Genomic DNA, 22225 nt, shown 5'->3' on the forward strand with positions numbered 1-22225 from the left:
GCGTCTCCCTCTACGCTCGTGATGATGTTTCGTCTGTTGGGGATCCTCGTCACCGTGCTGTTTGCGATCGCGACGGCGATCGTGGTGTGGCCGCAGTTCTTCCACCTCGAGCAGACGTTCCCGTTCGCACAGCTCGTTGCCGTCCGGGGGCTCGTCCTGGTCGGTCTGCTCGCAGTGTCCGTCGTATCGCTGCTTCTGCTGTTCGCCCGCCCGCTGCGCGGGTTCGCGGCATCCATCCTCATCGTCGCGCTGCTCGGAGCTGCCGCAACCGGTGCGATCGGCGCAGTGCGCGGTTTCGGCACGGGCGCGCTGCCAGAGAAGACCGCCGAGAGCGTGCGCGTTCTGACCTGGAACACTGCGGGTGAAGCGGTCTCCGCCGAGACGATCGCCGATGCGATCCTGACCCAGCAGGTCGACGTCGTGACCCTGCCCGAGACCGCGGAATCGGTCGGCGAGCGCATCGCGGTCATGCTCCGCGAGCAGGGGCATCCGATGTGGGTCCATCACGTGCAGTTCGGCAACGTCGACAACGGCCCTCAAGCGTGGGAGACCACGATTCTCATCTCCCCCGCGCTCGGCGACTACTCCGTGATCGCGTCCTCGGAAGATGGCAGCAGCAACACCGGTTCTGTCCCGAGCGCGGTCGTGATGCCCGTCAGCGGCGTAGGCCCCACGATCGTCGCCGTACACGCGGTCGCACCGCGCATCGAAGACATGGCCGGCTGGCAGTCCGACCTCGACTGGATCGCAGATCAGTGCCCTGAGGGTGACTTCATCCTCGCCGGAGACTTCAATGCGACGATCGACCACATGGCGGCCCTGGGCACGGGCGGCGGCGACATGGGCTACTGCCGCGATGCCGCCTCACGCACCGGCACCGGAGCAACCGGAACTTGGCCTGCGAAGTACCCCGAGCTCGTCGGCGCACCGATCGACCATGTCATGGCCAGTCAGAACTGGAATCCGACCGGCTCGCTCATCCTCGACGCGGCGGGGTCGGACCACCGCGCGCTCGTCGTTCAGCTCGAGCCCGCGGGCTGATCCCCGCCCAGATCGCACGCCAGCCGAGCAGGAAGAGCGCGAGGGTGAGCGTCGCGACGATGATGAACGGCACGGCCGTCCCCTGTCCGCTGAACGATCGCAGCAGCAGGCCGATGACCACGGTCAAGAACCAGACCATGACGCCGGGCAGCATCCGGTCGGGTTGCGCCTTGCGCAGCAGCAGCACACCGTGTGCGAGCACCAGTGCCAGCACGAACGGCCAGGTCGTGTTCAGGAATCCCGGCAGGTCGCTGAAGATCCCTTCGGCGTGAGAGAGACGCCCGATCACGCAGAACACCACGACAAGCACGAGATCTATGAGAATCGCCACATGCCCAGCCTACGCAGGAGTGAGAGACTGGGGGTATGAGCACTGCAGAGAACGAAACGATCGAAGAGGCGCCCGTGACGACGAACCGCAAGCAGCCGTTCCCTCGTGGCTTCCTCGACACGATCTCGACCGGGTGGGCTGAGCGCCCCGAGTCCCTCCCTGCCGCACGCGCACAGGCGGCGTTCGCGGCGGCCCGTCGCGCAAAGGTCTCCGAGGCATTTCCCGGCAAGCGCCTCGTCATCGAGGCCGGCTCTCTCAAGCAGCGCAGCAATGACACCGACTATCCCTTCCGCGCGCACTCGGCATTCGCCCACCTGACGGGCTGGGCTGCGGACTCCGAGCCGGATTCCGTGCTCGTGTTCGAGCCGACTGATGCCGGTCACGACGTCACCCTCTACTTCCGCGAGCGCGCCGACCGCACCACGACCGAGTTCTACGCGGATGCCACAGTGGGCGAGTTCTGGATCGGACCGCGTCCGTCAATCGCCGGCGTCGCCGCAGATCTCGCGATCGCCGCCGACCATCTCGCGGTATTCGCTGCGACCGATGAGGACGTGACGCTGGCCGACACCGAACTCGAGCGCTTCGTCTCAGAGCTCCGCCTGATCAAGGACGAGTATGAGATCGCCGAGATGCGCAGGGCCGTCGAGGTCACCGCACGCGGCTTCGACGACATCATCCAGGCTCTGCCGGATGCCGCCCAGCACTCGCGCGGCGAGCGCGTCGTCGAGGGCGTCTTCCACCGCCGCGCCCGTGAGGACGGCAACGGTGAGGGCTACGACACGATCGCGGCCTCCGGCCCGCACGCCTGCTACCTGCACTGGACGCGCAATGACGGCTCGGTGGTCCCCGGCGACCTCATCCTCGTCGATGCCGGCGTCGAGGCCGACAGCCTGTACACCGCCGACATCACCCGCACGCTCCCGGTGAACGGAACGTTCTCCGACGTACAGCGTCGCGTGTACAACACGGTTCTCGAGGCCGCGGATGCCGCGTTCGCCGCGGCCCGCCCCGGTGTGCGCTTCCGCGAAGTGCACGAGGCGGCGATGGCCGTCATCGCGAAGCGGACCGCCCAATGGGGTGTGCTTCCGGTCACCGCTGAAGAGGCTCTGGACGAGGGCGCCGGTGGCCAGCACCGCCGGTACATGGTGCACGGAACCTCGCACCACCTCGGCATCGATGTGCACGACTGTGCGCAGGCTCGTCGCGAGATGTACTACGACGGCATCCTGGAGGCAGGCATGGTCTTCACGATCGAGCCTGGTCTGTACTTCCAGATCGACGATCTCACCGTTCCCGAAGAGCTCCGCGGAATCGGCGTGCGCATCGAGGACGACATCCTGATGACCGAAGAGGGTCCGGTGAACCTCTCGGCCGACATCCCTCGCACCGCAGAGGATGTCGAGGCCTGGATCGCCAAGGGCCGTACGGTTTGAGCGGTTCCCGTCGCGTCACCCGCCGGTTGTTCTGGGCGGGTTTCGCGGCGTACGCGGCGTTCGCCACCTGGGCAGAGCTCGTGCACTGGCGTTCGAGCTATCTGATGCTGGGGCCGCATGCTCTCGATAGGAGTCTCGCCGCAGGCACCGAGGCTGTCGTCGTGCTCGGCTACGGCAATCATGAAGAGCGTGCGAACTTCATCAATCGCTACCGCGTGCGTGCCGGCATCCGCTCGCTGAACCGCACTGCCGACAGCACACTCATCTTCTCCGGCGGGACGGTCGAGGGCGACACCCCTGAGGCCGTCGTGATGGAGAGATTCGCCCGCGAGGAACTCGGGTACACCGGACGCATCCTGCTCGAAACGGAGAGCCGTTCGACGTGGGAGAACATTGAGAACGTGATTCCGATGATCGAGCAGGCGGATGCGATCAAGATCGTCTCGAACTCTCCACACGCAGAAGTCGCCCGCGAATACCTCTGGCAGCAGCGGCCAGATCTCGCTGAGCGGCTCGTCCGCGCGGACGAGCACCGCTTCGGAGAGATCGTGCCGATGAAGATCGGCGCTTCCTTGCGTTTGCTGCTCTTCCGCTGGCAGCACCGCTAGCTCGCGGCGAACTCCTCGACGAGCGGGGCGAGCGAGGCACCGATCTCGTGCGCTGAGCGCTTGTGCCCCTTCACTTCGAAGGAGTGCCCTCCCCCATCGATCCATGCGATGCGGGCGTTCTGGCACGCCGCCACAGCGTCCTCGAGCTGTACAACTGGCTGAACGAAGGGATCGTTCGTCCCTTCGATGAACAGCTGCGGCGCAGCGATCACCGGAAGATGCTCCACGCGCGGCTTATCGGGGCGCCCTGGCGGATGCAACGGGTACCCGAGATAGATCAGCCCGTCGACCTCAAGCCCCTCGGCCGCCGCCATCGAGGCCATCCGTCCGCCATAGGACTTCCCGGCTGCCCAGATCGGATGCTCCGGCGCAAGTGCGCGCGCACACTCCACGGCAGCGAGCCAGGTCGCGATCGCGTGAGCTGCGGGCCCCGGCATCCGCCTGCCCTGCTCACGGTAGGGAAAGTTGAATCGGAGGGTGGAGAACCCGAGGTCGTTCAGGGCGTCGGTGAATCCGACGAGGAACGGATGCTCCATCCCTGCGCCTGCGCCGTGTGCCACGAGCACCGTGCCGCGACCGGCACCTTCAGCCCACTCTGTCGAGATCGACACCGCACCCTTCGGGAACTCGACGTCGAAGGACATCTTCAGCTCTCGCTGTCGTCGCTCTTCTTCGCAGGTTCCTCGGCCGCAGGCTGCGGTGCTGCCTCCGTGGGCTCAGAGGTCTGCTCTCCGGGTGCGATCCGCTCACCGTAGCGAGGAGGTTCGTCCAGATCCACCGGAGGCCGGACGACCTGCGTGCGCGTTCCCGTGCCCAGCACCTCACGCGCTTTGGCGAGCGAGTCCGGGAGAACGGTCACCTCGTAGTGGTCTGCCGCCATCTGTGTGACGCTCGCGAAATCACGACGACGTCGCACGATCGCGAAGGTGACGAGGCTCATGATCATGCCGATGGCCACCCCGATGAACACGAAGCCGACGAACAGCTGGATCGGAGCATCCGGGTTGCCGATCACGAGAATCGCTGAGAGCAGCAGGCCGATGAGCACGCCGTTGACGGCACCGGAGCGGGCCGCGGTCGCGTAGCCGAGCTTGCCGGTGACGCGCTCGATCGTGCGCACCCCCTGACCGACGATCGCGATATCGCGCGCAGGAACCTCACCCGCGATCAACGTCGACACCGCCTTCTGCGCGGCTTCGTACTCGCGGACCGAAGTCACGGGCTCGCCGACGGTCGTACTGCTCGCCGGACGGTTCAACATGCTCATGCCCCCATTGTTCCATGAGAGGCCCCGACCAGCCCGAGTTCAGCGGTGCGCGGACTACGCTGGACGCGTGAGCACACAACGGGTTTTCGTCGCGCGCCTGGCAGGCTGCGCCGTCTTCGACCCCGTGGGCGACCGGCTCGGCAAGGTCCGAGATGTCGTCATCGTGTATCGAAGTACCGTCGCCCCGCGAGTGATCGGCCTGGTCATCGAGATTCCCGGTCGCCGCCACGTCTTCATGTCGATCGGCAGGGTGACGTCGATCCGCGCGGGGCAGGTGCTCACCACCGGCCTCATCAATGTGCGCCGGTTCCAGCCGCGCCCCGGTGAGGTGCGCGTGCTCGCCGAACTGCTCGGACGCCGAGTCGAGCTCACCGACGGCAGCGGCAGCGCCGTGATCGAAGATGCCGCGATCGAACCCAACCGCCTGGGCGAGTGGAGCGTCAGCCAGCTCTTCCTGCGCAAGCCCAAGACGAGCGCTTCTCCGTTCGCGAAGGGCCCGACGACGTTCGCTGCGTGGAACGAGGTCGCAGAGAAGCGCGCACCCGGGGAGTCGCAGTCCGCCGAACAGCTGGTCGCCTCGTACTCCGAGCTGCACGCCGCTGACCTCGCGACGACACTCCTCGATCTGCCGCAGCGACGCATGATCGAAGTCGCCGAAGAGCTCCCCGATGACCGGCTTGCCGACGCGCTTGAGGAGATGCCAGAGGACGAGCAGGTGCACATCCTCGACGGGCTCGGCGACGAACGGGCCGCCGACATCCTCGATCACATGGAGCCGGACGACGCGGCGGACCTGCTCGCGCAGCTTCCCAAGAAGCGCCTCGAACAGCTTCTCGACCTGATGGAGCCCGAAGAGGCGGAGGACGTCCGCACCCTGCTCAGCTATGGTCCAGACACCGCCGGTGGCCTCATGACGACCGAGCCGATCATCCTCTCCGCCGACGCCACCGTCGCCGAGGCCCTCGCGCTGATCCGCCGCCACGAACTGCACCCGGCCCTGGCAGCGGCGGTATTCGTGACCCTGCCTCCGTTCGAGACGCCGACGGGGCGCCTGCTCGGCGTCGTGCACTTCCAGCGGATGCTGCGCTACCCGCCCCACGAGCGTCTCGGCGCGATCGTCGACGAGACGATGGAACCGATCTCGGTGACGGCATCCGCTGCCGAAACGGCACGCCTGCTCGCCAGTTACGACCTGGTGTCGCTGCCCGTCGTGGATGCCGCCAGTCGGCTCGTCGGCGTGGTCAGCATCGACGACGTGCTCGATTACCTTCTGCCCGATGACTGGCGCACGCACGATGCCGGCGATACGGGCGCTGTGACGACGGAAGGTTCGCGATGATGGCCAAGAGCGACCGTTCCGGCCTCGATGCTCCCCTCGGACGCGGCACGGCCCGGCAGAAGACCACCGACCGCGACCGCTTCGGACGGTTCACGGAGTGGGTGGCACGCGCCATGGGCACGCCGACCTTCCTCCTTCTGCTGACGCTGTTCTGCCTCCTGTGGATGGTCTACACGGTGACTGCGGAGGCGAACGGCTGGTGGCGCTTCGATTCGGCGGCCCTTGGGTTCACCGCTCTGACGCTGATCCTTTCGCTGCAGGCGTCCTATGCCGCACCGCTGATCCTGCTCGCGCAGAATCGCCAGGACGACCGCGACCGCGTGCAGATCGAGCAGGATCGGCAGCGCTCCGAGCGCAACCTCGCCGACACCGAGTACCTCGCTCGCGAGATCGTGGCGCTGCGCATGTCGCTCGAGGAGCGCAATTCGCAGGCGGTGACGCGCGACGTACTGCGTCAGGAGCTGCGTGCGCTTCTTGCAGACCTCGATGAAGAGCATGGCGCTGACGACACCAGCCCGCGCACCGGTCCCCTCTCGACCAGAAACCATCGGGCACGCTGATGAGCCTCTCAGATCGTGTGCGCCAGGCGGTAGCCGCGGTGACGGACCCCGAGCTTCGCAGGCCGATCGGCGACCTCGACATGGTGCGCGACATCAGCGTCGGCGATGGTCATGCCCACGTCGGAATCGTGCTGACGATCGTCGGATGCCCCGCGGCTGCGCACATCGAATCCGATGTCCGTCGCGCCGCGGCATCCGTCCCAGAGATCACCGACGTCACGGTCGAGGTCGGGGTCATGACTCCGGCCGAGCGCAAAGCGCTCACCGAGAAGCTGCGTGACGGACGCCCACCGCGCCAGATGCCGTTCGGCGCTGACTCGCTCACGAGAGTCATCCTGGTCTCGAGCGGCAAGGGCGGGGTCGGCAAGTCCACGATCACCGCGAACCTCGCCGCCGCTCTCGCCGCCAAGGGCCTTGCCGTCGGTCTCATCGACGCCGATGTGCACGGCTTCTCCATTCCAGGGCTCCTCGGTATTCCGACCGGCACCCAGCCGACCCGCATCGACGACCTCATGCTGCCGCCCGTCGCGCACGGCGTGAAGACGATCTCGATCGGCATGTTCCTCCGCGACGGCGAGGCCGTTGTGGCCTGGCGCGGCCCGATGCTGCACCGCACTGTGCAGCAGTTCCTCACTGACGTCTTCTTCGGCGATCTGGACCTGCTCCTCATCGATATGCCGCCCGGCACCGGCGATATCGCGATCTCGGTCGGTCAGATCCTGCCGCACGCCGAGGTCATCGTGGTGACCACTCCGCAAGGGGCGGCATCCGATGTCGCGATCCGCAGCGGGCTCGTTGCGCGGCAGACCGGTCAGCACGTGATCGGCGTCGTCGAGAACATGGCCGCCTTCACGCTCCCCGACGGCACCGTGGTCGATCTCTTCGGGTCGGGCGGCGGCGCAGAAGTCGCCGCAGCCCTGTCGCAGCCAGACGAGGGCGATGAGGTCCCCCTGCTTGCGTCTGTACCGCTGAGTGCCGCGCTGCGCGTCGGAGGAGACGCGGGAGTCCCGATCGTCCTGAGCGACCCTGAGGATGCCGCGGCGCAGTCGATCATTCAGCTGGCAGATCGTCTCTCGCACCGCACCCGGGGGCTCTCAGGGCGGTCCCTGCCGATCTCGCTCTCGCGAACCGCCGCATCCGAGTCGTGAAAGACTCGTGAGGTGACTGCCGATTCCACCTCTCGCTCCGTTGTCATCGATGCGGAGCTGCTGCGCGGCATGACCAGGGATGCCACGATCTTCACGCTCACCCGGCCTCTCGCGATCATCGCCTACACCGCGCTGATCGCCGCGTTCATCGTGAATGCCGCCGTGCTGGGAATGATCAGTCCCGCAGACGAAGAGCAGCGCACGAGCCTGACGCTGACGCTGGTGGCGATCGCCGCGCTGATCGTGGCGTCGATCATCTTCACGAGAGCATCGAACCGTCGAGCGATCAGCACGGCGATGCCCTCTGGCTCGTCCGTGCGCGCCGAAGTCCGCGAGGAGTCGATCGTGGTGGCATCGAAACGGGGCGTCTCGGACATGCCGTTCACGACGTTCCGCACGGTGCGGGTCGGACGTCACGCCGTACTGCTGCTCCTGCGCGGAACGTCCGTCGTCACCGCAGTGCCGCGCGTTCTGCTGAGCGAGACGGGTGTCGCGCAGCTCAAGTCGAAGATCTGACTCAGGTCGCTTCAGCGTCGAACGGCGGCGGCGAATCGCGAGTGAAGTCCGGTCTGACCCGCGGCGCTCGAGAGGCGACTGCACTCGTGGCCGGCGCATCGGCCTGCACGGCTGGCGCAGTGGCGACTGATACGGCTGCCGCCGGTGCCGGGCTCTCCTCGAGAAGCGCATCGCGGATGATGCGGCGCGGATCGTACTGACGCGGATCGAGCTTGCGCCAGTCGACTTCGTCGATCTCAGGACCGAGCTCGTCGCGCATCCGCGACTTCGTGTCTCGCAGGTACTCACCGGCCTTGCGGACGAACTTCGCGAACGCCTCAGCGGCCTTCGGGAGTCGCTCAGGACCGATGATGACGGCAGCGATCACCCCGATGAGAAGAATCTTCTCGAACGTGAGCCCGAATTCCATGTACACAGGCTACCCGCCGCGCCTGCGGGCGATGAACACCACGGGCGAATACCCTGGAAGTAGCACCCGAGGAGAAACCCATGAGCGAGAACGACGCCAACGCACGCTACATCCGCGAGGCGATAGTCGAACCCGCGCACATCGCGCGAGCACGCACGCACGCACGAGAACTCGGTGTCGCGTCGATCAGCGCGGCCGTCGGCGCCCAGCTCGCCGTGCTCGCCGCTGCGACGAACGCTCGATCGATCGTCGAGATCGGCACCGGAGCCGGAGTTTCCGGGCTGTGGATGCTGCGCGGAGCGCCCCAGGCTGTGCTCACGTCGATCGACAACGAGCCAGAGCACCTCGCGGCCGCCCGACGCAGCTTCACCGAGGCGAAGGTCCCCTCGACCAAGGCACGCTTCATCACCGGACGCGCAGCCGATGTGCTTCCCCGTATGAACGAGGCCTCCTACGACATCGTGCTTGTCGACGCCGACCCCGAGAACGTCATCGAGTACGTCGAGCACGGGCTGCGGCTCGCGCGCGTCGGCGGCATCGTCGTCGTGCCCCGTGTGCTCGCCGGCGGAAAGGCTGCCGATCCTGTGCAGCGCGACGCCGTCACCAGCGCTTACCGCTCTCTGGTGCAGGAGACGCAGGAGTCACCCGCCGTGCTCGCGGCCATCTCCACAGTCGGCGAAGGACTGCTGCAACTGGTCAGCATCCGCACCGCGTAGCGTCGCGCGAACACAAAAGGGGTGGTGGATCATCGATCCACCACCCCTTTGTTGCTCAGGCGCTCAGCTCACGACGCCCGCGAGGACGTCATGCAGCTCCTTCGCCTCGGCATCGTTCACGGAGACGACCAGTCGGCCGCCGCCCTCGAGGGGTACTCGCACGATGATCAGTCGTCCCTCCTTCACGGCCTCCATTGGTCCGTCACCGGTTCTCGGCTTCATCGCTGCCATCGTGGCTTCCTTTCCTCGCTGGTATGCATCAAGTTTATCGGTAGACTCCCGCCTCGGCATTCGCACGGGAAGAAAGCGTCATGAACGATGCGTATCGTCGACGTCCGCCGGCTCTAGGGAACCTGCCAGTACGTATTCCCCAGGGCGTACATGTGGAATATCCACACCCACTGCCCCAGCAGACACGCCGCGAGAACCGCCAGTCGGTACAGCCGTGATCGCGGTACAGCGAGCGCTCCCACGAGAGGCGTGAGCGGCAGCAGCAGCCGGAACGTGCTCGATTGCGGGAAGAAGACGGCTAGCAGGTACAGAAGGTAGCTCGCACTCCACAGACGCAGATCGGCGCCGAGTCGCCGCACCTGCGCAGTGAACAGCGCGAGCACCATCGCCACGACGATCAGCACGAGGGCGACGATTCCGAGCCACCCCGGCATACCCCACTGCGAGAACCAGAATTGCGCCGCCTGCACCCACCCGTCGAATGGGATGAAGGCGCTCTCGCCGATCCCCCAGTTGCGTCGCCAGGAAAGTTCGGTGGCCAGGTACGCCCCAGGGTCGCCGGTGACGACGCCGGCGATGACCTGCCACAAGAATCCGGTGGCGGCGGCGAGCAGGCCGAGCGCGACAATGTGCACGATCTCGCGGGTGGGAAGCGGGTCACGTCGCCGGTTCACCCAGCGCAGGATGCCGTAGAGCGCCAAGTACAGCGAGAATGCGAGTATCCCCGGGCGGGTGAAGGCCATCACGGGGATCACAAGGTAGAGCCAGCCGAAGCGACGCCTCGCCACGAGGTCAAGACAGATCAGCAGCAGCAGGACGAACAGCGTCTCGGCGTAGCCGACCTGGAACAGCGCCGCGAGCGGCCCCCAGGCGAAGAATGCCACCGACCACAGTGCAGCCGATGAACCGATGCGTCCTCGCAGCAGGCGGTGCAGCATGACGCAAGCGAAGAAGCCGGCGACCAGTGAGATCAGCAGCGCACCGGCGCCCCACGACCCGAACGGTGTGCCGATGACCTGTGCGGCGTAGGCGTACACGGGCATGAAGGCCCAGGCGTTCTCAGCGACCTGCCCTGCCTCGTTGAGGGGCAGTGTCTGCGGATATCCCTCCCAAGCGACCAGCCAGTACCACTGGGCATCCCAGCCAACGATGAAGCTGCCGATGCTCGCATCCGCGCCGAAGCGTGAAGCGGGCCCTGACAGCGACGCCGCCAACGCAAGGAAGCCGAAGGTCACGAGGCGCCCTGCCACGTAGATGACCGCGATGCGAGCGATGATCGGCATCTTCGCCCACCATCGCGCCACAGCGAGCGCCGCAGGAGCCACTATGCGGTGAGCCAGGCCCGCAAGCCCCGCTCGACAGCGTCGATCTGGGCGAGCGGCACCTGCTCCTCGTCGTGGTGAGCCAGGTGCGGGTCGCCGGGACCGTAGTTCACCGCGGGGATGCCCATCGCACTGAACCGCGCCACATCAGTCCAGCCATATTTCGGTCGGGGCTGCGCGCCGACGGCGGCGACGAACTCCTGAGCGATCGGCGCATCGAGCCCTGGACGGGCTCCGTCTGCGGTATCCGTGATCTCGATTTCGAAGCCTTCGAGCACGCCCCGCAGATGCGCCTCGGCATCTGCTGCGCTCTTGCTCGGGGCGAAACGGTAATTGACCTCGACCTCGCAGAGATCGGGGATGACGTTTCCGGCAACGCCTCCGGTGATGCGCACGGCGCTCAGACTCTCGCGGTAGGTGAGGCCCTCGACCTGCACCTCTTTCGCACGGTACTCCGCCAGGCGCGCGAGGATCGGGGCTGCGGCATGGATCGCGTTCTCGCCGATCCATGCTCTGGCGCTGTGCGCACGCACGCCCTTCGTGCGGACGATCGCGCGCAGGGTTCCGTTGCATCCGCCTTCGACCTGCCCGTTCGACGGTTCGCCGAGAATGGCGAAGTCCGCCTGGAACAGATCTGGGTGGTCGGCCGAGAGCAGGCCCAGTCCGTTGAGGGCTGCGGCGACCTCTTCGTTGTCGTACCACATCCAGGTGATGTCGACCACGGGCGCGGTGAGCTCTGCCGCCAGCTTCAGCTGCACCGCAACGCCACCCTTCATGTCGACGGTTCCGCGACCCCACAGGTGCGGTTCGCCATCGACGTCAACGACGCGCGTGGGCACGTTCTCGTTGATCGGCACGGTATCGATGTGCCCGGCGATCACGACGCGCTGCGCGCGGCCGAGGTTCGTGCGCGCGACGACCGTGTTTCCGTGACGAAGGATCTCGAGATGGTCCAGTGGCGTGACGGCGGCTTCGATCGCGTCGGCGAGCGCGACTTCGTCCCCTGACACACTGGGGATGTCGCAGATCGCACGGGTGAGATCGACAGAGGACGCAGTCAGATCGAGCAGCATTCCTCCACCCTACGGCGCAGGCGCCCCACCGGTGACCGGTAGCGTTGACGTATGAGCGACGCGCGCACTGCATGGGGTATCGGCCTGACCACGATCGCCGGTGACGACACGGTTCTCGACGCCTGGTACCCGCACGTGGGTAGTGGCGAGCTCCCCACGATCGACCTCACCGATCTCGAAGCACAAGCAGGCCACGATGAGCGCAGGAACGTGCGGACTGAGGTCGTCCAGCTGCAGATCGACCTCGACGCGTCTCCCTCTTCCACGGCTGATGCCTATCTGCGTCTGCACGCGCTCTCGCACCTTCTCGTGCGCCCGAACGAGCTGAACCTCGACGGCATCTTCGGACACCTCCCCAACGTGGCCTGGACGAACGCCGGCCCCATGCATCCGGACGATGCAGCACGCCTGCAGGCGCAGCTGCGCCGTCACGGCATCCAGGTGCAGGGGCTCGACAAGTTCCCCCGGCTCACCGACTACGTGCTGCCGACAGGCGTGCGGATCGCGGATGCCTCGCGCGTGCGCCTCGGCGCGCACCTCTCCCCCGGCACGACAGTGATGCACGAAGGCTTCGTGAACTTCAACGCCGGAACGCTGGGCGCATCCATGGTCGAGGGGCGCATCTCGCAGGGCGTCGTCGTCGGTGAAGGCAGCGACATCGGCGGCGGAGCATCCATCATGGGCACCCTTTCAGGAGGCGGCACCGTGCGGGTCTCGATCGGTCAGCGCACCCTACTCGGCGCGAACGCAGGTCTCGGCATCGCTCTCGGCGATGACTGCATCCTCGAAGCGGGCGTCTACATCACAGCCGGCTCGAAGGTCGTACTCGCTGACGGTCCGGCCTCCGCCGATGGCGGCAAGACCGTCGTGAAAGCCGCCGAGCTCTCCGGACGCAACGGCCTCCTGTTCTGGCGCAACTCCCTCACCGGTGCGATCGAGGCGAAGCAGCGCCGCGGAGTGGGCGTCACGTTGAACGAGACCCTGCACGCCTGACCCTTCTGCCGGCGCACGAACCGCTCTCAGCTTCACTCTGCTAGGCTTGTGCGGTTGCCCGGCATCGGGTGACTGCGTCGTCGACACGGGGTCCTCCCGGACCACAGCGAGCAGAACTGCTCCCCACCAGTTGGCGTTTCGAACGGCGAACCTCTGCGCACTTCCTGTGCGCGGTCGCCCACCCCACTATTCACGCGTGAATTGTCACGCGTTCACGGAGTATCCCTATGACTACTTTCCTCGACCTCGGCGTGCCCGCACGCCTGGCAGACGTTCTCGCCGCCGACGGCAAGACTGAGGCCTTCGCGATTCAGCGCGACACGCTTCCCGACTCCCTTGCAGGTCGCGACCTGCTCGGCCGCGGCCGCACCGGCAGTGGCAAGACCATCGCATTCGCCATCCCCCTCGTCGCACGCCTGACTGATTCGGGTCGCAAGAGCCGCCCCGGCCACCCGCGCGGCCTCATCCTCGCGCCGACCCGTGAGCTCGCCACCCAGATCGCCGCAGTCGTCGCCCCTCTCGCCGAGGCCGTCGGTCTTCGCGTGACCACCGTGTTCGGCGGTGTCAGCCAGCGCCCGCAGGAGCAGGCGCTGCGCAGCGGCGTCGACATCGTCGTGGCGTGCCCCGGCCGCCTGGAAGACCTCATGAAGCAGAAGGTCGTCTCGCTCGACTCGGTCGAGGTTGCCATTCTGGATGAAGCCGACCACATGGCCGACCTCGGCTTCCTGCCCGGCGTCACCCGCATTCTCACCGCCACGCCCTCCGGCGGACAGCGTCTGCTCTTCAGCGCAACGCTGGATCGCGGCATCGACTCGCTCGCCAAGCGCTTCCTCTCGAACCCGATCAGCCACGAGGTCGACGAGTCCAGTGTTCCGGTCGGCGAGATGACCCACCGCGTGCTCGTCACCACCAGCACTGAGCACAAGACGGTGCTCGTGCGGGAGCTTGCCTCCGGCACTGGCCGCCGAATCATGTTCACTCGCACCAAGCACCAGGCGAAGAAGCTCGCCAAGGTGCTCACCGCAGCGGGAATTCCCGCCGTCGACCTGCACGGCAACCTGTCGCAGAACGCCCGTGAGCGCAACCTCAGCGCGTTCTCGGCTGATCCCGCAGACGGCGGCGTGCGCGTGCTCGTTGCGACCGACGTCGCAGCCCGCGGCGTGCACGTCGACAACGTCGACCTCGTCGTTCACGTCGACCCGCCCATGGAGCACAAGGCGTACCTGCACCGCTCGGGCCGCACGGCTCGCGCGGGTGCTGCCGGCACCGTCGTCACCGTTGTTCTTCCCGAGCAGCGGCGCGACGTGAAGGATCTGCTGCGCAAGGCGCAGATCGTAGCCGAGCTCGAGCAGGCAAACTCCACCATCGTCGATGAGCTCGTCGGCGAGCGTGCAGCGCACGTCAAGCCCGCTCCGGTGCAGCCGCAGCAGCGCCAGCAGCCGAAGAAGCCTCGCCAGCCTCAGCAGGGTGGCGCTCCGGCATCCGGATCGCCCGCACAACGCCGTCGTCGCCCGCAGGGCCAGGGCGGTCAGGGGCAGGGCGGCCAGGGGCAGCCTGCAGGTCAGGGGCAGCGCGCAGGCGCATCCCAGCGCTCCGGCGGCCAGCGCCCCGGCATCCAGGTCGGACAGCGCGTCGACAACCGTCGTCCGCGACGCGCGCAGGGCGGCAGTTCTCAGGGACGCTGAGCCCCACGCGAAAGCCCCGGATCTCTTCCTTCAGGAAGCGATCCGGGGCTTTTCGTCATTCGCCGCGCATCCCGTGGATGGCGACCGGTGATCAGCGGGTCGGGAACTGGCGCTCCGGGGATCCCGTGTACAGCTGCTGCGGGCGACCGATCTTGGTCTGCGGGTCGAGGTTCAGCTCGCGCCACTGCGCGAGCCAGCCAGGGAGGCGTCCGATCGCGAACAGCACGGTGAACATGCGAGTCGGGAAGCCCATGGCCTTGTAGATCACGCCGGTGTAGAAGTCGACGTTCGGGTACAGGCGACGCTCCTTGAAGTAGTCGTCTGCGAGAGCGATCTCTTCGAGCTCCTTGGCCAGGTCGAGCAGCGGGTCGGTGACACCGAGCTCGCGCAGCACCTCGTCGGCGGCTTCCTTGACGAGCTTGGCGCGCGGGTCGTAGTTCTTGTAGACCCGGTGGCCGAAGCCCATGAGCTTGACGCCCTCTTCTTTGTTCTTGACCCGCTCGACGAAGCGCGCCACGCCCTGACCCGAGTCGCGGATCTCGGCGAGCATGCTCAGCACTGCTTCGTTGGCACCGCCGTGCAGCGGGCCGGAAAGGGCCTGAATGCCCGCAGAGATCGATGCGAACTGGTTCGCACCGGTGGAGCCCACCAGACGCACCGTCGAGGTCGACGCGTTCTGCTCGTGGTCTTCGTGCAGGATCAGCAGCAGCTCGAGCGCCTTCGACATGACCGGGTTGATCTCGTAGGGCTCGGAGTGCACACCGAAGTTGAGCTTGAGGAAGTTGTCGACGAAGCTCAGCGAGTTGTCGGGGTACAGGAACGCCTGACCGGTGCTCTTCTTGTGCGCGTACGCCGCGATCACCGGAAGCTTGGCGAGCATGCGAACCATGTTCAGCTCGACGTGCTCGGGGTTATTCGGGTCGGTCTGGCCCTCGTAGTAGGTCGAGAGGGCAGCGACGGCCGACGACAGCACCGACATGGGGTGGGCCGTGTGCGGCAGCGCGGAGAAGAAGTGCTTGAGATCTTCGTGAAGAAGGGTGTGACGACGAATGCGGTCGTCGAAGTTCGCCAGCTCATCGGCAGAGGGCAGTTCACCGTAGATGAGCAGCCAGGCGACCTCGAGGTACGTGCAGTTCTTAGCGATCTGCTCGATCGGGTAGCCGCGGTAGCGCAGGATGCCCTGGTCACCGTCGATGAATGTGATGTCGGACTTGGTGGATGCGGTGTTGACGAATCCGTAGTCGAGTCCGGTGTAGCCGGTCTGCTTGGTCAGCGTCGAGAAGTCGATGCTGTCTGCACCCGCCGTGCTGCGCAGGAGGGGGAATTCTGCCTTGGTCTCACCGATTGTGAGAGTCGCCTTGGCCTGCTGGTCTCCCGCTGCACTCACGCGGTCCTCCTTGTACGTGTCCGCGAACCGCTGGCTTGAATCTTCCAGTCGGTCGCATTTGATCGAGGGCGATGCACGGCGCCGAGCACCTGGCCGGGGACCGACCGAATCGCCTTTACAGCCTAGTCGCCAGATCGGCCTACTGTGACATCGACCAAGGGATGCCTACAATCCACGGTGGGAACCTACAGAGCTTCGCCCCGCAGGCGCCGTGCGCCTTCGGCGATGCGCTCCAGCGGAGCAGTGAGAGACAAGCGCACATGCTGCGAAGCATCCGCCCCGTAGAAAGGCCCAGGCCCCGCGAGGATGCCGAGGTCGGCGAGCCTGCCCATCGATTCCCAGGCGTCTCGTCCTTCGGTGACCCAGAGATACAGGCCTGCCTCGGAGCCATCGATTCGGAAACCCGCGTCCTCGAGAGCAGGACGCAACAGGTCACGGCGTTCGCGATACAGCTCTTTCTGCACGGCGACATGCTCGTCATCGCTCAGAGCCGCGATCATCGCGTGCTGCACGGGAAGCGGCATCATGAGGCCGAGGTGCTTGCGCGGCGTGAGGATCTCGGCGATCACCCGCGCACACCCCGCGACGAAAGCCGCACGGTAGCCGGCGAGATTCGACTGCTTGCTCAGCGAGTAGACGCTCAGCAGGTTGCGGCGCGAACCACCGGTAACCCGAGGGTCAAGGACAGATGGCACCGGCTCAGTCGCCCACTGGCCGTCCCAGCCGAGCTCGGCGTAGCACTCATCGCTGGCAAGCACCGCTCCGAGTTCGCGCGCGCGGCTGACGGCGGCTGCGAGCTCATCGACGGTCCACGTGCGCCCATCCGGGTTTCCCGGGGTGTTGATCCAGATGAGTCTGGTGCCCTCTGGCCACAAAGCGGGATCGTCCTCGGCGACCGGTGTCGCACCGACGATGCGCGCACCGACCTCGTAGGTCGGATATGCCACCCGGGGGAAGACGACGATGTCGCCGGCGCCGAGCCCGAGGAGCGTCGGCAGGAGTGCGACGAGCTCTTTCGAGCCCACGGTCGGCAACACGTTCTCAGGTGTGAGACCGGGCACTCCCCTGCGCCGCGCGTACCAATCGGCGATCGCCTCTCGCAGAGCGGGAGTGCCGATGTTCTGCGGATAGGAGTGCGCGTCAGTGGCTTCGGCGAGAGCTGCGCGGATCACATCCGGGGTCGGGTCGATCGGCGAGCCGATGGACAGGTCGACGAGGCCCTGGGGATGCCGCACCGCACGCTCCCGGAATGGGACCACCGCATCCCAGGGATAGTCGGCGAGATCCTTGACCCCCACGGACTACTCGCCCTGGGGAGGAAGCGCTGCGACGATCGGGTGATCGTACTTGATGACACCGATCTTGGCGGCGCCGCCTGGGGAGCCGATCTCGTCGAAGAACTCGACGTTCGCCTTGTAGTAGTCGGCCCACTCTTCGGGCAGGTCATCTTCGTAATAGATCGCCTCGACGGGGCAGACCGGCTCGCAGGCACCGCAGTCGACGCATTCGTCGGGGTGAATGTAGAGCGAGCGCTCTCCCTCGTAGATGCAGTCAACGGGGCACTCGTCGATGCAGGCGCGATCCTTGACATCGACGCACGGAAGGGCGATCACATACGTCACCCCTTCAGTCTACGACTCGTTTCGCTCGGCGGGCGTCAGTGTCGGCGCCGCTGCCGGGGTCTGCACTCGGGAAGGAAGCCGATCAAGGCTCGGCCAGGCGATCACGAGCAGCGCGATGCCGCAGATGAGGAAGATCCAGATCAGTCCGACGGGAGTGTTCGGGACGATGACCGACCCACCAGGACCCGGGCCCGAGATGATCAGCAGCATTCCGATCATTCCGATCGCTGTCGCCACTGCTGCTCCGCGATCATGCGTGAGGGTGCGCACCGCGACGAGGAGCGCCGCACACGCGATCCCGCCGACGATGAGGCCGACGGGCACAACACCCCACATCAGGCTGTGCGCGATGGTCCCTGCCGTCCCGTAGACAGCGCCGACGAGCGCGGCGGCGATCCAGGAGAGGGTACGAGACAACCAGTTGGGCACGCACCGATCTTACGCGTCCCGCGCGTGTGCGCCGTGGCTCAGACTGCCCAGCCGATCAACCGCAGCCCCGCCGCGACGGCCGCCGCAGCGATGACCACGACGAGAAACGACTGCCGCAGGTACAGCAGGCCCGCGGCGACGAGCACAGCGGGAACCCGAGCATCCACCACGATGTGCTGGCCTGCACCGAGAGTCTGCACGGCGACGAGAGCCGCCAGCAGCGCGACCGTCAGCAGGTCAGAGATGCGCGCGGGGCGCGGCGCCTCCAGCAGATGCGCCGGGATCAGGTAGCCGAAGGCCTTCAGCGCCGCACAGACGCAGGCGGCGAGCAGCACCGCGCTCCACACACTCATGCGCTCGCCTCCGCGCTGACCGACGGCTTCTCATCGCGGCCCAGCCAGTTGAACCAGCCGACGACGATGGCAACGACTGCGGCCACCAGCACCGGCAGCCCAGGCATCAGGAAAGGTGTGAGCGCAGCGGCGATCACTGCCGCCGCGACGCCGACCGCGATCGCCTGGCGCTGTTTGAGCCGTGGCCACAGCAGAGCGAGGAACGCTGCGGCGGCCGCAGCATCCAGGCCCCACGATTTCGGGTCGCCGAGCACATCGCCGAGCAGCGCGCCCACGAGAGTGGTGATGTTCCAGCCGATGAAGACGCCGACGCCGGTGATCCAGAAGCCCAGCCGTCGCAGCGGCGGGGTGTTCTGCGAGATCGCAACAGCGGTGGATTCATCGATCGTGACCTGCGCTGCCGCCATCCGCCGGAAGAAGCCGGGGCCGATGGTCGGCGACATCCGCATGCCGTAGGCCACGTTGCGCACTCCGAGCAGTGCGGCCGAAGCGATCGCAGACGGGAGCGCCGAGATGCCCCCTGCGCCGAAGACGCCGATGAAGGCGAACTGCGATCCCCCGGTGAACATCAGCAGGCTCAGTACGCACGTCTGCCAGACATCGAGACCGGATGCTACCGCCAGAGCCCCGAACGAGACCCCATAGGCGCTCGTCGCTATCGCAACGCCCAGCCCTTCGCGCCACACCTCGCGACGGCCCAGTACCGCTTCGGCAGGCCGCTTCGATGATCGCATGGTGATCATTCTGCCCGCTCCCGGCGCATCTCCTGTAACGCGTCGAGGCCCCCACCTAGCATCCACGCCCCCTCCTAGCAACGTCTGCTGCTGGGGGCGTCGACGACAAGTGGGGGCCTCGACGAGTGCAGGTTACGCGTTGGCGTCCTGACGCTTCATGCGCGAAGTCTCGCGACCGCGAACGGTCTGGTCGAGAATGACCTTGCGAATGCGAATCGCCTCGGGGGTCACCTCGACGCATTCGTCGTCGCGAGCGAACTCAAGGCTCTCCTCCAGCGTCAGCTGGCGCGGCGGCGTCATCGACTCGAAGGAGTCCGAGCTCGCGGCACGCATGTTCGTGAGCTTCTTCTCCTTCGTGATGTTGACGTCCATGTCGTCGGCACGAGAGTTCTCGCCGATGACCATGCCTTCGTAGACTTCCTGCGTCGGCTGCACGAAGAACGACATGCGCTCCTGCAGAGCGATCATCGCGAACGGGGTGACGACACCCATGCGGTCAGCCACGATCGAGCCGTTCTGGCGCGTCGTGATCTGACCTGCCCATGCGTCGTAGCCGTGCGAGATCGCGTTGGCGATACCGGTACCGCGAGTCGTCGTCATGAACTCGCTGCGGAAGCCGATCAGACCGCGCGCCGGAACGATGAACTCCATGCGCACCCAGCCGGTGCCGTTGTTGATCATGTTGTCCATGCGGCCCTTGCGGTTCGCGAGGAGCTGCGTGATCGCGCCGAGGTGCTCTTCCGGTGTGTCAATGGTCAGGTGCTCGTACGGCTCGTGAACCTTGCCGTCGACCTGCTTCGTGACCACCTGCGGCTTACCGACGGTGAGCTCGAAGCCTTCGCGGCGCATGTTCTCGACGAGAATCGAGAGCGCGAGCTCGCCACGGCCCTGGACTTCCCAGGCATCCGGGCGTCCGATGTCGACGACCTTCAGCGAGACGTTACCGATGAGCTCGCGGTCGAGGCGGTCCTTGACCATGCGTGCGGTGAGCTTGTGCCCCTTGACCTTGCCCATGAGCGGCGAGGTGTTGGTACCGATCGTCATCGAGATCGCCGGATCATCGATCTCGATCTGCGGGAGCGGACGGACATCTTCGGGGTCGGCGATCGTCTCGCCGATGGTGATGTCTTCGAAGCCCGCGATAGCGACGATGTCGCCGGGGGCTGCGGACTCTGCCGGGTAACGCTCGAGCGCACGCGTCTTGAGCAGCTCGGTGATGCGCGCGTTCTGGTGAGTGCCGTCAGCACGCACCCAGGCCACGGTCTGGCCCTTCTGGAGCGTGCCGTTGAAGACGCGCAGGAGCGCCAGGCGGCCGAGGAACGGGCTGGAGTCGAGGTTGGTGACCCAGGCCTGCAGAGGCGCCTCGTCGTCGTAGGACGGAGCCGGGATGTGCTCGAGGATCGCACCGAAGAGCGGCTCGAGGTCGTCGTTGTCGGGCAGGGTGCCGTTCTCGGGACGGTTGAGGCTGGCAGCGCCTGCACGGCCGGACGCGTAGACGACGGGGACGTCGAGCAGTGCGTCGACGTCGAGGTCGGGCACGTCCTCCATGAGGTCGGATGCCAGGCCCAGAAGCAGGTCCTGCGCTTCGGCCTCGACCTCGACGATACGTGCGTCGGCGCGGTCGGTCTTGTTCACGAGGAGGATGACCGGCAGCTTGGCCTCGAGTGCCTTGCGCAGCACGAAGCGGGTCTGCGGCAGCGGACCCTCGGAGGAGTCGACGAGAAGAACAACACCATCGACCATGGACAGGCCGCGCTCGACCTCACCGCCGAAGTCGGCGTGGCCGGGGGTGTCGATCACGTTGATCGTGATCTCCTCGCCACCGGCGTGCTCACCCTTGTAGGTGATCGCCGTGTTCTTCGCGAGGATCGTGATGCCCTTTTCGCGCTCGAGGTCGTTCGAATCCATGGCGCGCTCATCGACGTGAGCGTGCTCGCCGAAGGAGCCCGTCTGACGGAGCATCGCGTCGACGAGAGTGGTCTTGCCGTGGTCGACGTGCGCGACGATAGCGACATTGCGGAGGTCAGAGCGAAGGGCGTGCGCCATGCAAGTTTCCTAAAAGGGGTTTTGGGATGCGCCGGGATGCCGACGGTCCAGGATATCGCATGCTCGCTGAACGCTCGCCGACCGCTCCCGTAACATCGGGTTGTGACCCCTGAAGCCTCGCGCGTGCGCACCTGGTGGGAGATCGCCATCGTGCTCGCGCTCGGGCTCGGCGAATCGGCGATCTACGCGATCGTGCAGCTTACATATCGACTGACGGATGCGACGCCTCTGGCCGATCAGACGACGACGCTGAACCCCTCCCGCAGCGACCGTGAGGTCTTCGACCTCATCTATCAGGTGCTGGGGATCGGGTTCTCGATCGTGCCGGTGCTGCTGGTCTGCTTCCTGGTGTGGCAGAACACCCGACCGCACCTGGGGAGTCTCGGACTCGACGGCACGCGCGTCGGGCACGACATCGGGCGCGGTGCGCTGCTCGTTCTCGCCATCGGCATCCCTGGCATCGCCCTCTATGTCGCCGGCCGGATGCTGGGGCTCTTCGTCCTCGTCGATCCGGGTGGGCTCGACCAGCACTGGTGGACCGTTCCGATCCTGATCCTGTCGGCCGCACGCGCCTCGATCATGGAGGAGTTCGTCGTTCTCGGCTACCTGTTCTTACGGCTGCGTCAGCTCGGCTGGAGCATCTGGCCGATCATCATCGCGACCAGCGTGCTGCGAGCGAGCTATCACCTGTATCAGGGGCCAGGCGCCTTCATCGGAAACCTCGCGATGGGCCTGCTGTTCGGCTGGCTGTTCGCCCGGACGGGGCGCCTGCTGCCGTTCCTGGTCGCGCACTTCCTGATCGACGCCGCGGCGTTCGTCGGCTACCCGCTCGTCGCGCCGCTTCTCCCCTAGCGCGCAAACCTGCAGAACCACGCCGAGACCGCGGCGGATCGCGCGCGTCTCGGCGTGGTTTTGCAGGTTCAGTGCGGGCACCACTCGTCCTGCACAGGTGAGGAACACCCTGTGCAGCTGTGGACAG

25 protein-coding genes are annotated in these 22225 nt (G+C 66.4%); 11 read left to right on the top strand and 14 right to left on the bottom strand.

Annotated elements, in window-relative coordinates; translation table 11 throughout:
* The first annotated feature begins 24 nt into the window (after positions 1–24).
* Positions 25–1041, top strand: a complete 1017-nt coding sequence (locus tag ACTU6V_RS10160) for an endonuclease/exonuclease/phosphatase family protein (protein ID WP_443467153.1) — start codon at positions 25–27, stop codon at positions 1039–1041.
* On the opposite strand, the gene ACTU6V_RS10165 is transcribed toward ACTU6V_RS10160, so the two are convergent.
* A complete protein-coding gene (locus ACTU6V_RS10165; RefSeq protein WP_443467154.1) occupies positions 977–1372 on the bottom strand; it encodes a DUF3054 domain-containing protein in 396 nt (131 codons plus the stop codon). The genes ACTU6V_RS10160 and ACTU6V_RS10165 overlap by 65 nt on opposite strands.
* Positions 1373–1407: 35 nt before the next feature.
* Here ACTU6V_RS10165 and ACTU6V_RS10170 point away from each other — a divergent pair, with 35 nt between their 5' ends.
* Together ACTU6V_RS10170 and ACTU6V_RS10175 are read left to right on the top strand one after the other, a co-directional pair.
* Entirely contained in the window at positions 1408–2808 is a 1401-nt protein-coding gene (locus ACTU6V_RS10170; RefSeq protein WP_443475534.1) for an aminopeptidase P family protein, read from the top strand.
* Positions 2805–3416 (top strand): YdcF family protein, encoded by a 612-nt coding sequence (locus ACTU6V_RS10175; RefSeq protein ID WP_443467156.1) that lies wholly within the window; start codon positions 2805–2807, stop codon positions 3414–3416. Before ACTU6V_RS10170 ends, ACTU6V_RS10175 begins: the two co-directional genes overlap by 4 nt.
* Here ACTU6V_RS10175 and ACTU6V_RS10180 read toward each other — a convergent pair.
* Positions 3413–4060, bottom strand: coding sequence for an alpha/beta hydrolase family protein (locus tag ACTU6V_RS10180; protein ID WP_443475535.1), 648 nt, complete (start codon positions 4058–4060; stop codon positions 3413–3415). The two genes, ACTU6V_RS10175 and ACTU6V_RS10180, sit on opposite strands and share 4 nt — an antisense overlap.
* A gap of 2 nt (positions 4061–4062) precedes the next feature.
* Complete coding sequence (locus ACTU6V_RS10185) at positions 4063–4683, bottom strand: YflT domain-containing protein (RefSeq protein WP_443467158.1); 621 nt, start codon at positions 4681–4683, stop codon at positions 4063–4065.
* A 67-nt stretch (positions 4684–4750) separates the two neighbouring features.
* Between ACTU6V_RS10185 and ACTU6V_RS10190 the strand changes: the two genes are divergently transcribed.
* From ACTU6V_RS10190 to ACTU6V_RS10205, 4 genes are read left to right on the top strand one after another with little or no spacing between them, the layout of a single operon-like run.
* On the top strand, positions 4751–6022 hold the full coding sequence (locus tag ACTU6V_RS10190) for a magnesium transporter MgtE N-terminal domain-containing protein (RefSeq protein WP_443467159.1): 1272 nt from the start codon (positions 4751–4753) through the stop codon (positions 6020–6022).
* A complete protein-coding gene (locus ACTU6V_RS10195) occupies positions 6022–6582 on the top strand; it encodes a DUF1003 domain-containing protein (protein ID WP_443467160.1) in 561 nt (186 codons plus the stop codon). Before ACTU6V_RS10190 ends, ACTU6V_RS10195 begins: the two co-directional genes overlap by 1 nt.
* Positions 6582–7730 carry an Mrp/NBP35 family ATP-binding protein gene (locus tag ACTU6V_RS10200; protein ID WP_443475536.1) on the top strand — a complete coding sequence of 383 codons (1149 nt, stop codon included), beginning with the start codon at positions 6582–6584 and terminating at the stop codon, positions 7728–7730. Before ACTU6V_RS10195 ends, ACTU6V_RS10200 begins: the two co-directional genes overlap by 1 nt.
* Positions 7731–7742: 12 nt before the next feature.
* A complete protein-coding gene (locus tag ACTU6V_RS10205; RefSeq protein WP_443467162.1) occupies positions 7743–8246 on the top strand; it encodes a YcxB family protein in 504 nt (167 codons plus the stop codon).
* Between the two features lies 1 nt (position 8247).
* On the opposite strand, the gene ACTU6V_RS10210 is transcribed toward ACTU6V_RS10205, so the two are convergent.
* Positions 8248–8655, bottom strand: coding sequence for a twin-arginine translocase TatA/TatE family subunit (locus ACTU6V_RS10210; protein ID WP_443467163.1), 408 nt, complete (start codon positions 8653–8655; stop codon positions 8248–8250).
* 80 nt (positions 8656–8735) lie between these two features.
* Between ACTU6V_RS10210 and ACTU6V_RS10215 the strand changes: the two genes are divergently transcribed.
* Positions 8736–9371, top strand: coding sequence for an O-methyltransferase (locus ACTU6V_RS10215; RefSeq protein ID WP_443467164.1), 636 nt, complete (start codon positions 8736–8738; stop codon positions 9369–9371).
* A 63-nt stretch (positions 9372–9434) separates the two neighbouring features.
* On the opposite strand, the gene ACTU6V_RS10220 is transcribed toward ACTU6V_RS10215, so the two are convergent.
* From ACTU6V_RS10220 to dapE, 3 genes are all read right to left on the bottom strand, one after another.
* Positions 9435–9602 (bottom strand): DUF3117 domain-containing protein, encoded by a 168-nt coding sequence (locus tag ACTU6V_RS10220; protein WP_084595462.1) that lies wholly within the window; start codon positions 9600–9602, stop codon positions 9435–9437.
* A 113-nt stretch (positions 9603–9715) separates the two neighbouring features.
* Positions 9716–10885: a hypothetical protein gene (locus ACTU6V_RS10225; RefSeq protein ID WP_443467883.1), complete on the bottom strand. Its 1170-nt coding sequence runs from the start codon at positions 10883–10885 to the stop codon at positions 9716–9718.
* A 41-nt stretch (positions 10886–10926) separates the two neighbouring features.
* The gene (gene dapE, locus ACTU6V_RS10230) at positions 10927–11997 is read right to left on the bottom strand and encodes a succinyl-diaminopimelate desuccinylase (protein ID WP_443467165.1); all 1071 of its coding nucleotides are present in this window, start codon (positions 11995–11997) and stop codon (positions 10927–10929) included.
* Between the two features lie 51 nt (positions 11998–12048).
* On the opposite strand from dapE, the gene dapD reads away from it, so the two are divergent.
* Positions 12049–12990 (top strand): 2,3,4,5-tetrahydropyridine-2,6-dicarboxylate N-succinyltransferase, encoded by a 942-nt coding sequence (gene dapD / locus ACTU6V_RS10235; protein ID WP_443467166.1) that lies wholly within the window; start codon positions 12049–12051, stop codon positions 12988–12990.
* Between the two features lie 227 nt (positions 12991–13217).
* Entirely contained in the window at positions 13218–14675 is a 1458-nt protein-coding gene (locus tag ACTU6V_RS10240) for a DEAD/DEAH box helicase (protein WP_443475537.1), read from the top strand.
* A 91-nt stretch (positions 14676–14766) separates the two neighbouring features.
* Here the strand turns inward: ACTU6V_RS10240 and ACTU6V_RS10245 are convergent, their stop codons facing one another.
* The 7 genes from ACTU6V_RS10245 to typA all read right to left on the bottom strand — a co-directional run bounded on the left by ACTU6V_RS10245 (position 14767) and on the right by typA (position 21246).
* Positions 14767–16062: a citrate synthase gene (locus ACTU6V_RS10245; protein ID WP_417508250.1), complete on the bottom strand. Its 1296-nt coding sequence runs from the start codon at positions 16060–16062 to the stop codon at positions 14767–14769.
* A 185-nt stretch (positions 16063–16247) separates the two neighbouring features.
* Positions 16248–17360, bottom strand: coding sequence for a succinyldiaminopimelate transaminase (gene dapC / locus ACTU6V_RS10250; protein WP_443475538.1), 1113 nt, complete (start codon positions 17358–17360; stop codon positions 16248–16250).
* A gap of 3 nt (positions 17361–17363) precedes the next feature.
* Positions 17364–17684 (bottom strand): ferredoxin, encoded by a 321-nt coding sequence (gene fdxA / locus ACTU6V_RS10255; protein WP_443467169.1) that lies wholly within the window; start codon positions 17682–17684, stop codon positions 17364–17366.
* Between the two features lie 9 nt (positions 17685–17693).
* Positions 17694–18113 carry an MFS transporter gene (locus ACTU6V_RS10260; RefSeq protein WP_443467170.1) on the bottom strand — a complete coding sequence of 140 codons (420 nt, stop codon included), beginning with the start codon at positions 18111–18113 and terminating at the stop codon, positions 17694–17696.
* A 38-nt stretch (positions 18114–18151) separates the two neighbouring features.
* Positions 18152–18466: an AzlD domain-containing protein gene (locus tag ACTU6V_RS10265; RefSeq protein ID WP_443467171.1), complete on the bottom strand. Its 315-nt coding sequence runs from the start codon at positions 18464–18466 to the stop codon at positions 18152–18154.
* Positions 18463–19200 (bottom strand): AzlC family ABC transporter permease, encoded by a 738-nt coding sequence (locus ACTU6V_RS10270; protein ID WP_443475539.1) that lies wholly within the window; start codon positions 19198–19200, stop codon positions 18463–18465. The genes ACTU6V_RS10265 and ACTU6V_RS10270 overlap by 4 nt, the downstream gene beginning before the upstream one ends.
* 132 nt (positions 19201–19332) lie before the next feature.
* Entirely contained in the window at positions 19333–21246 is a 1914-nt protein-coding gene (typA, locus tag ACTU6V_RS10275; RefSeq protein WP_443467173.1) for a translational GTPase TypA, read from the bottom strand.
* A 102-nt stretch (positions 21247–21348) separates the two neighbouring features.
* Between typA and ACTU6V_RS10280 the strand changes: the two genes are divergently transcribed.
* Positions 21349–22098: a CPBP family intramembrane glutamic endopeptidase gene (locus ACTU6V_RS10280; protein WP_443467174.1), complete on the top strand. Its 750-nt coding sequence runs from the start codon at positions 21349–21351 to the stop codon at positions 22096–22098.
* Positions 22099–22225 lie beyond the last annotated feature (127 nt).

It is taken from the genome of Microbacterium zouquanmingi (assembly GCF_052266675.1).
GTDB lineage: Bacteria > Actinomycetota > Actinomycetes > Actinomycetales > Microbacteriaceae > Microbacterium.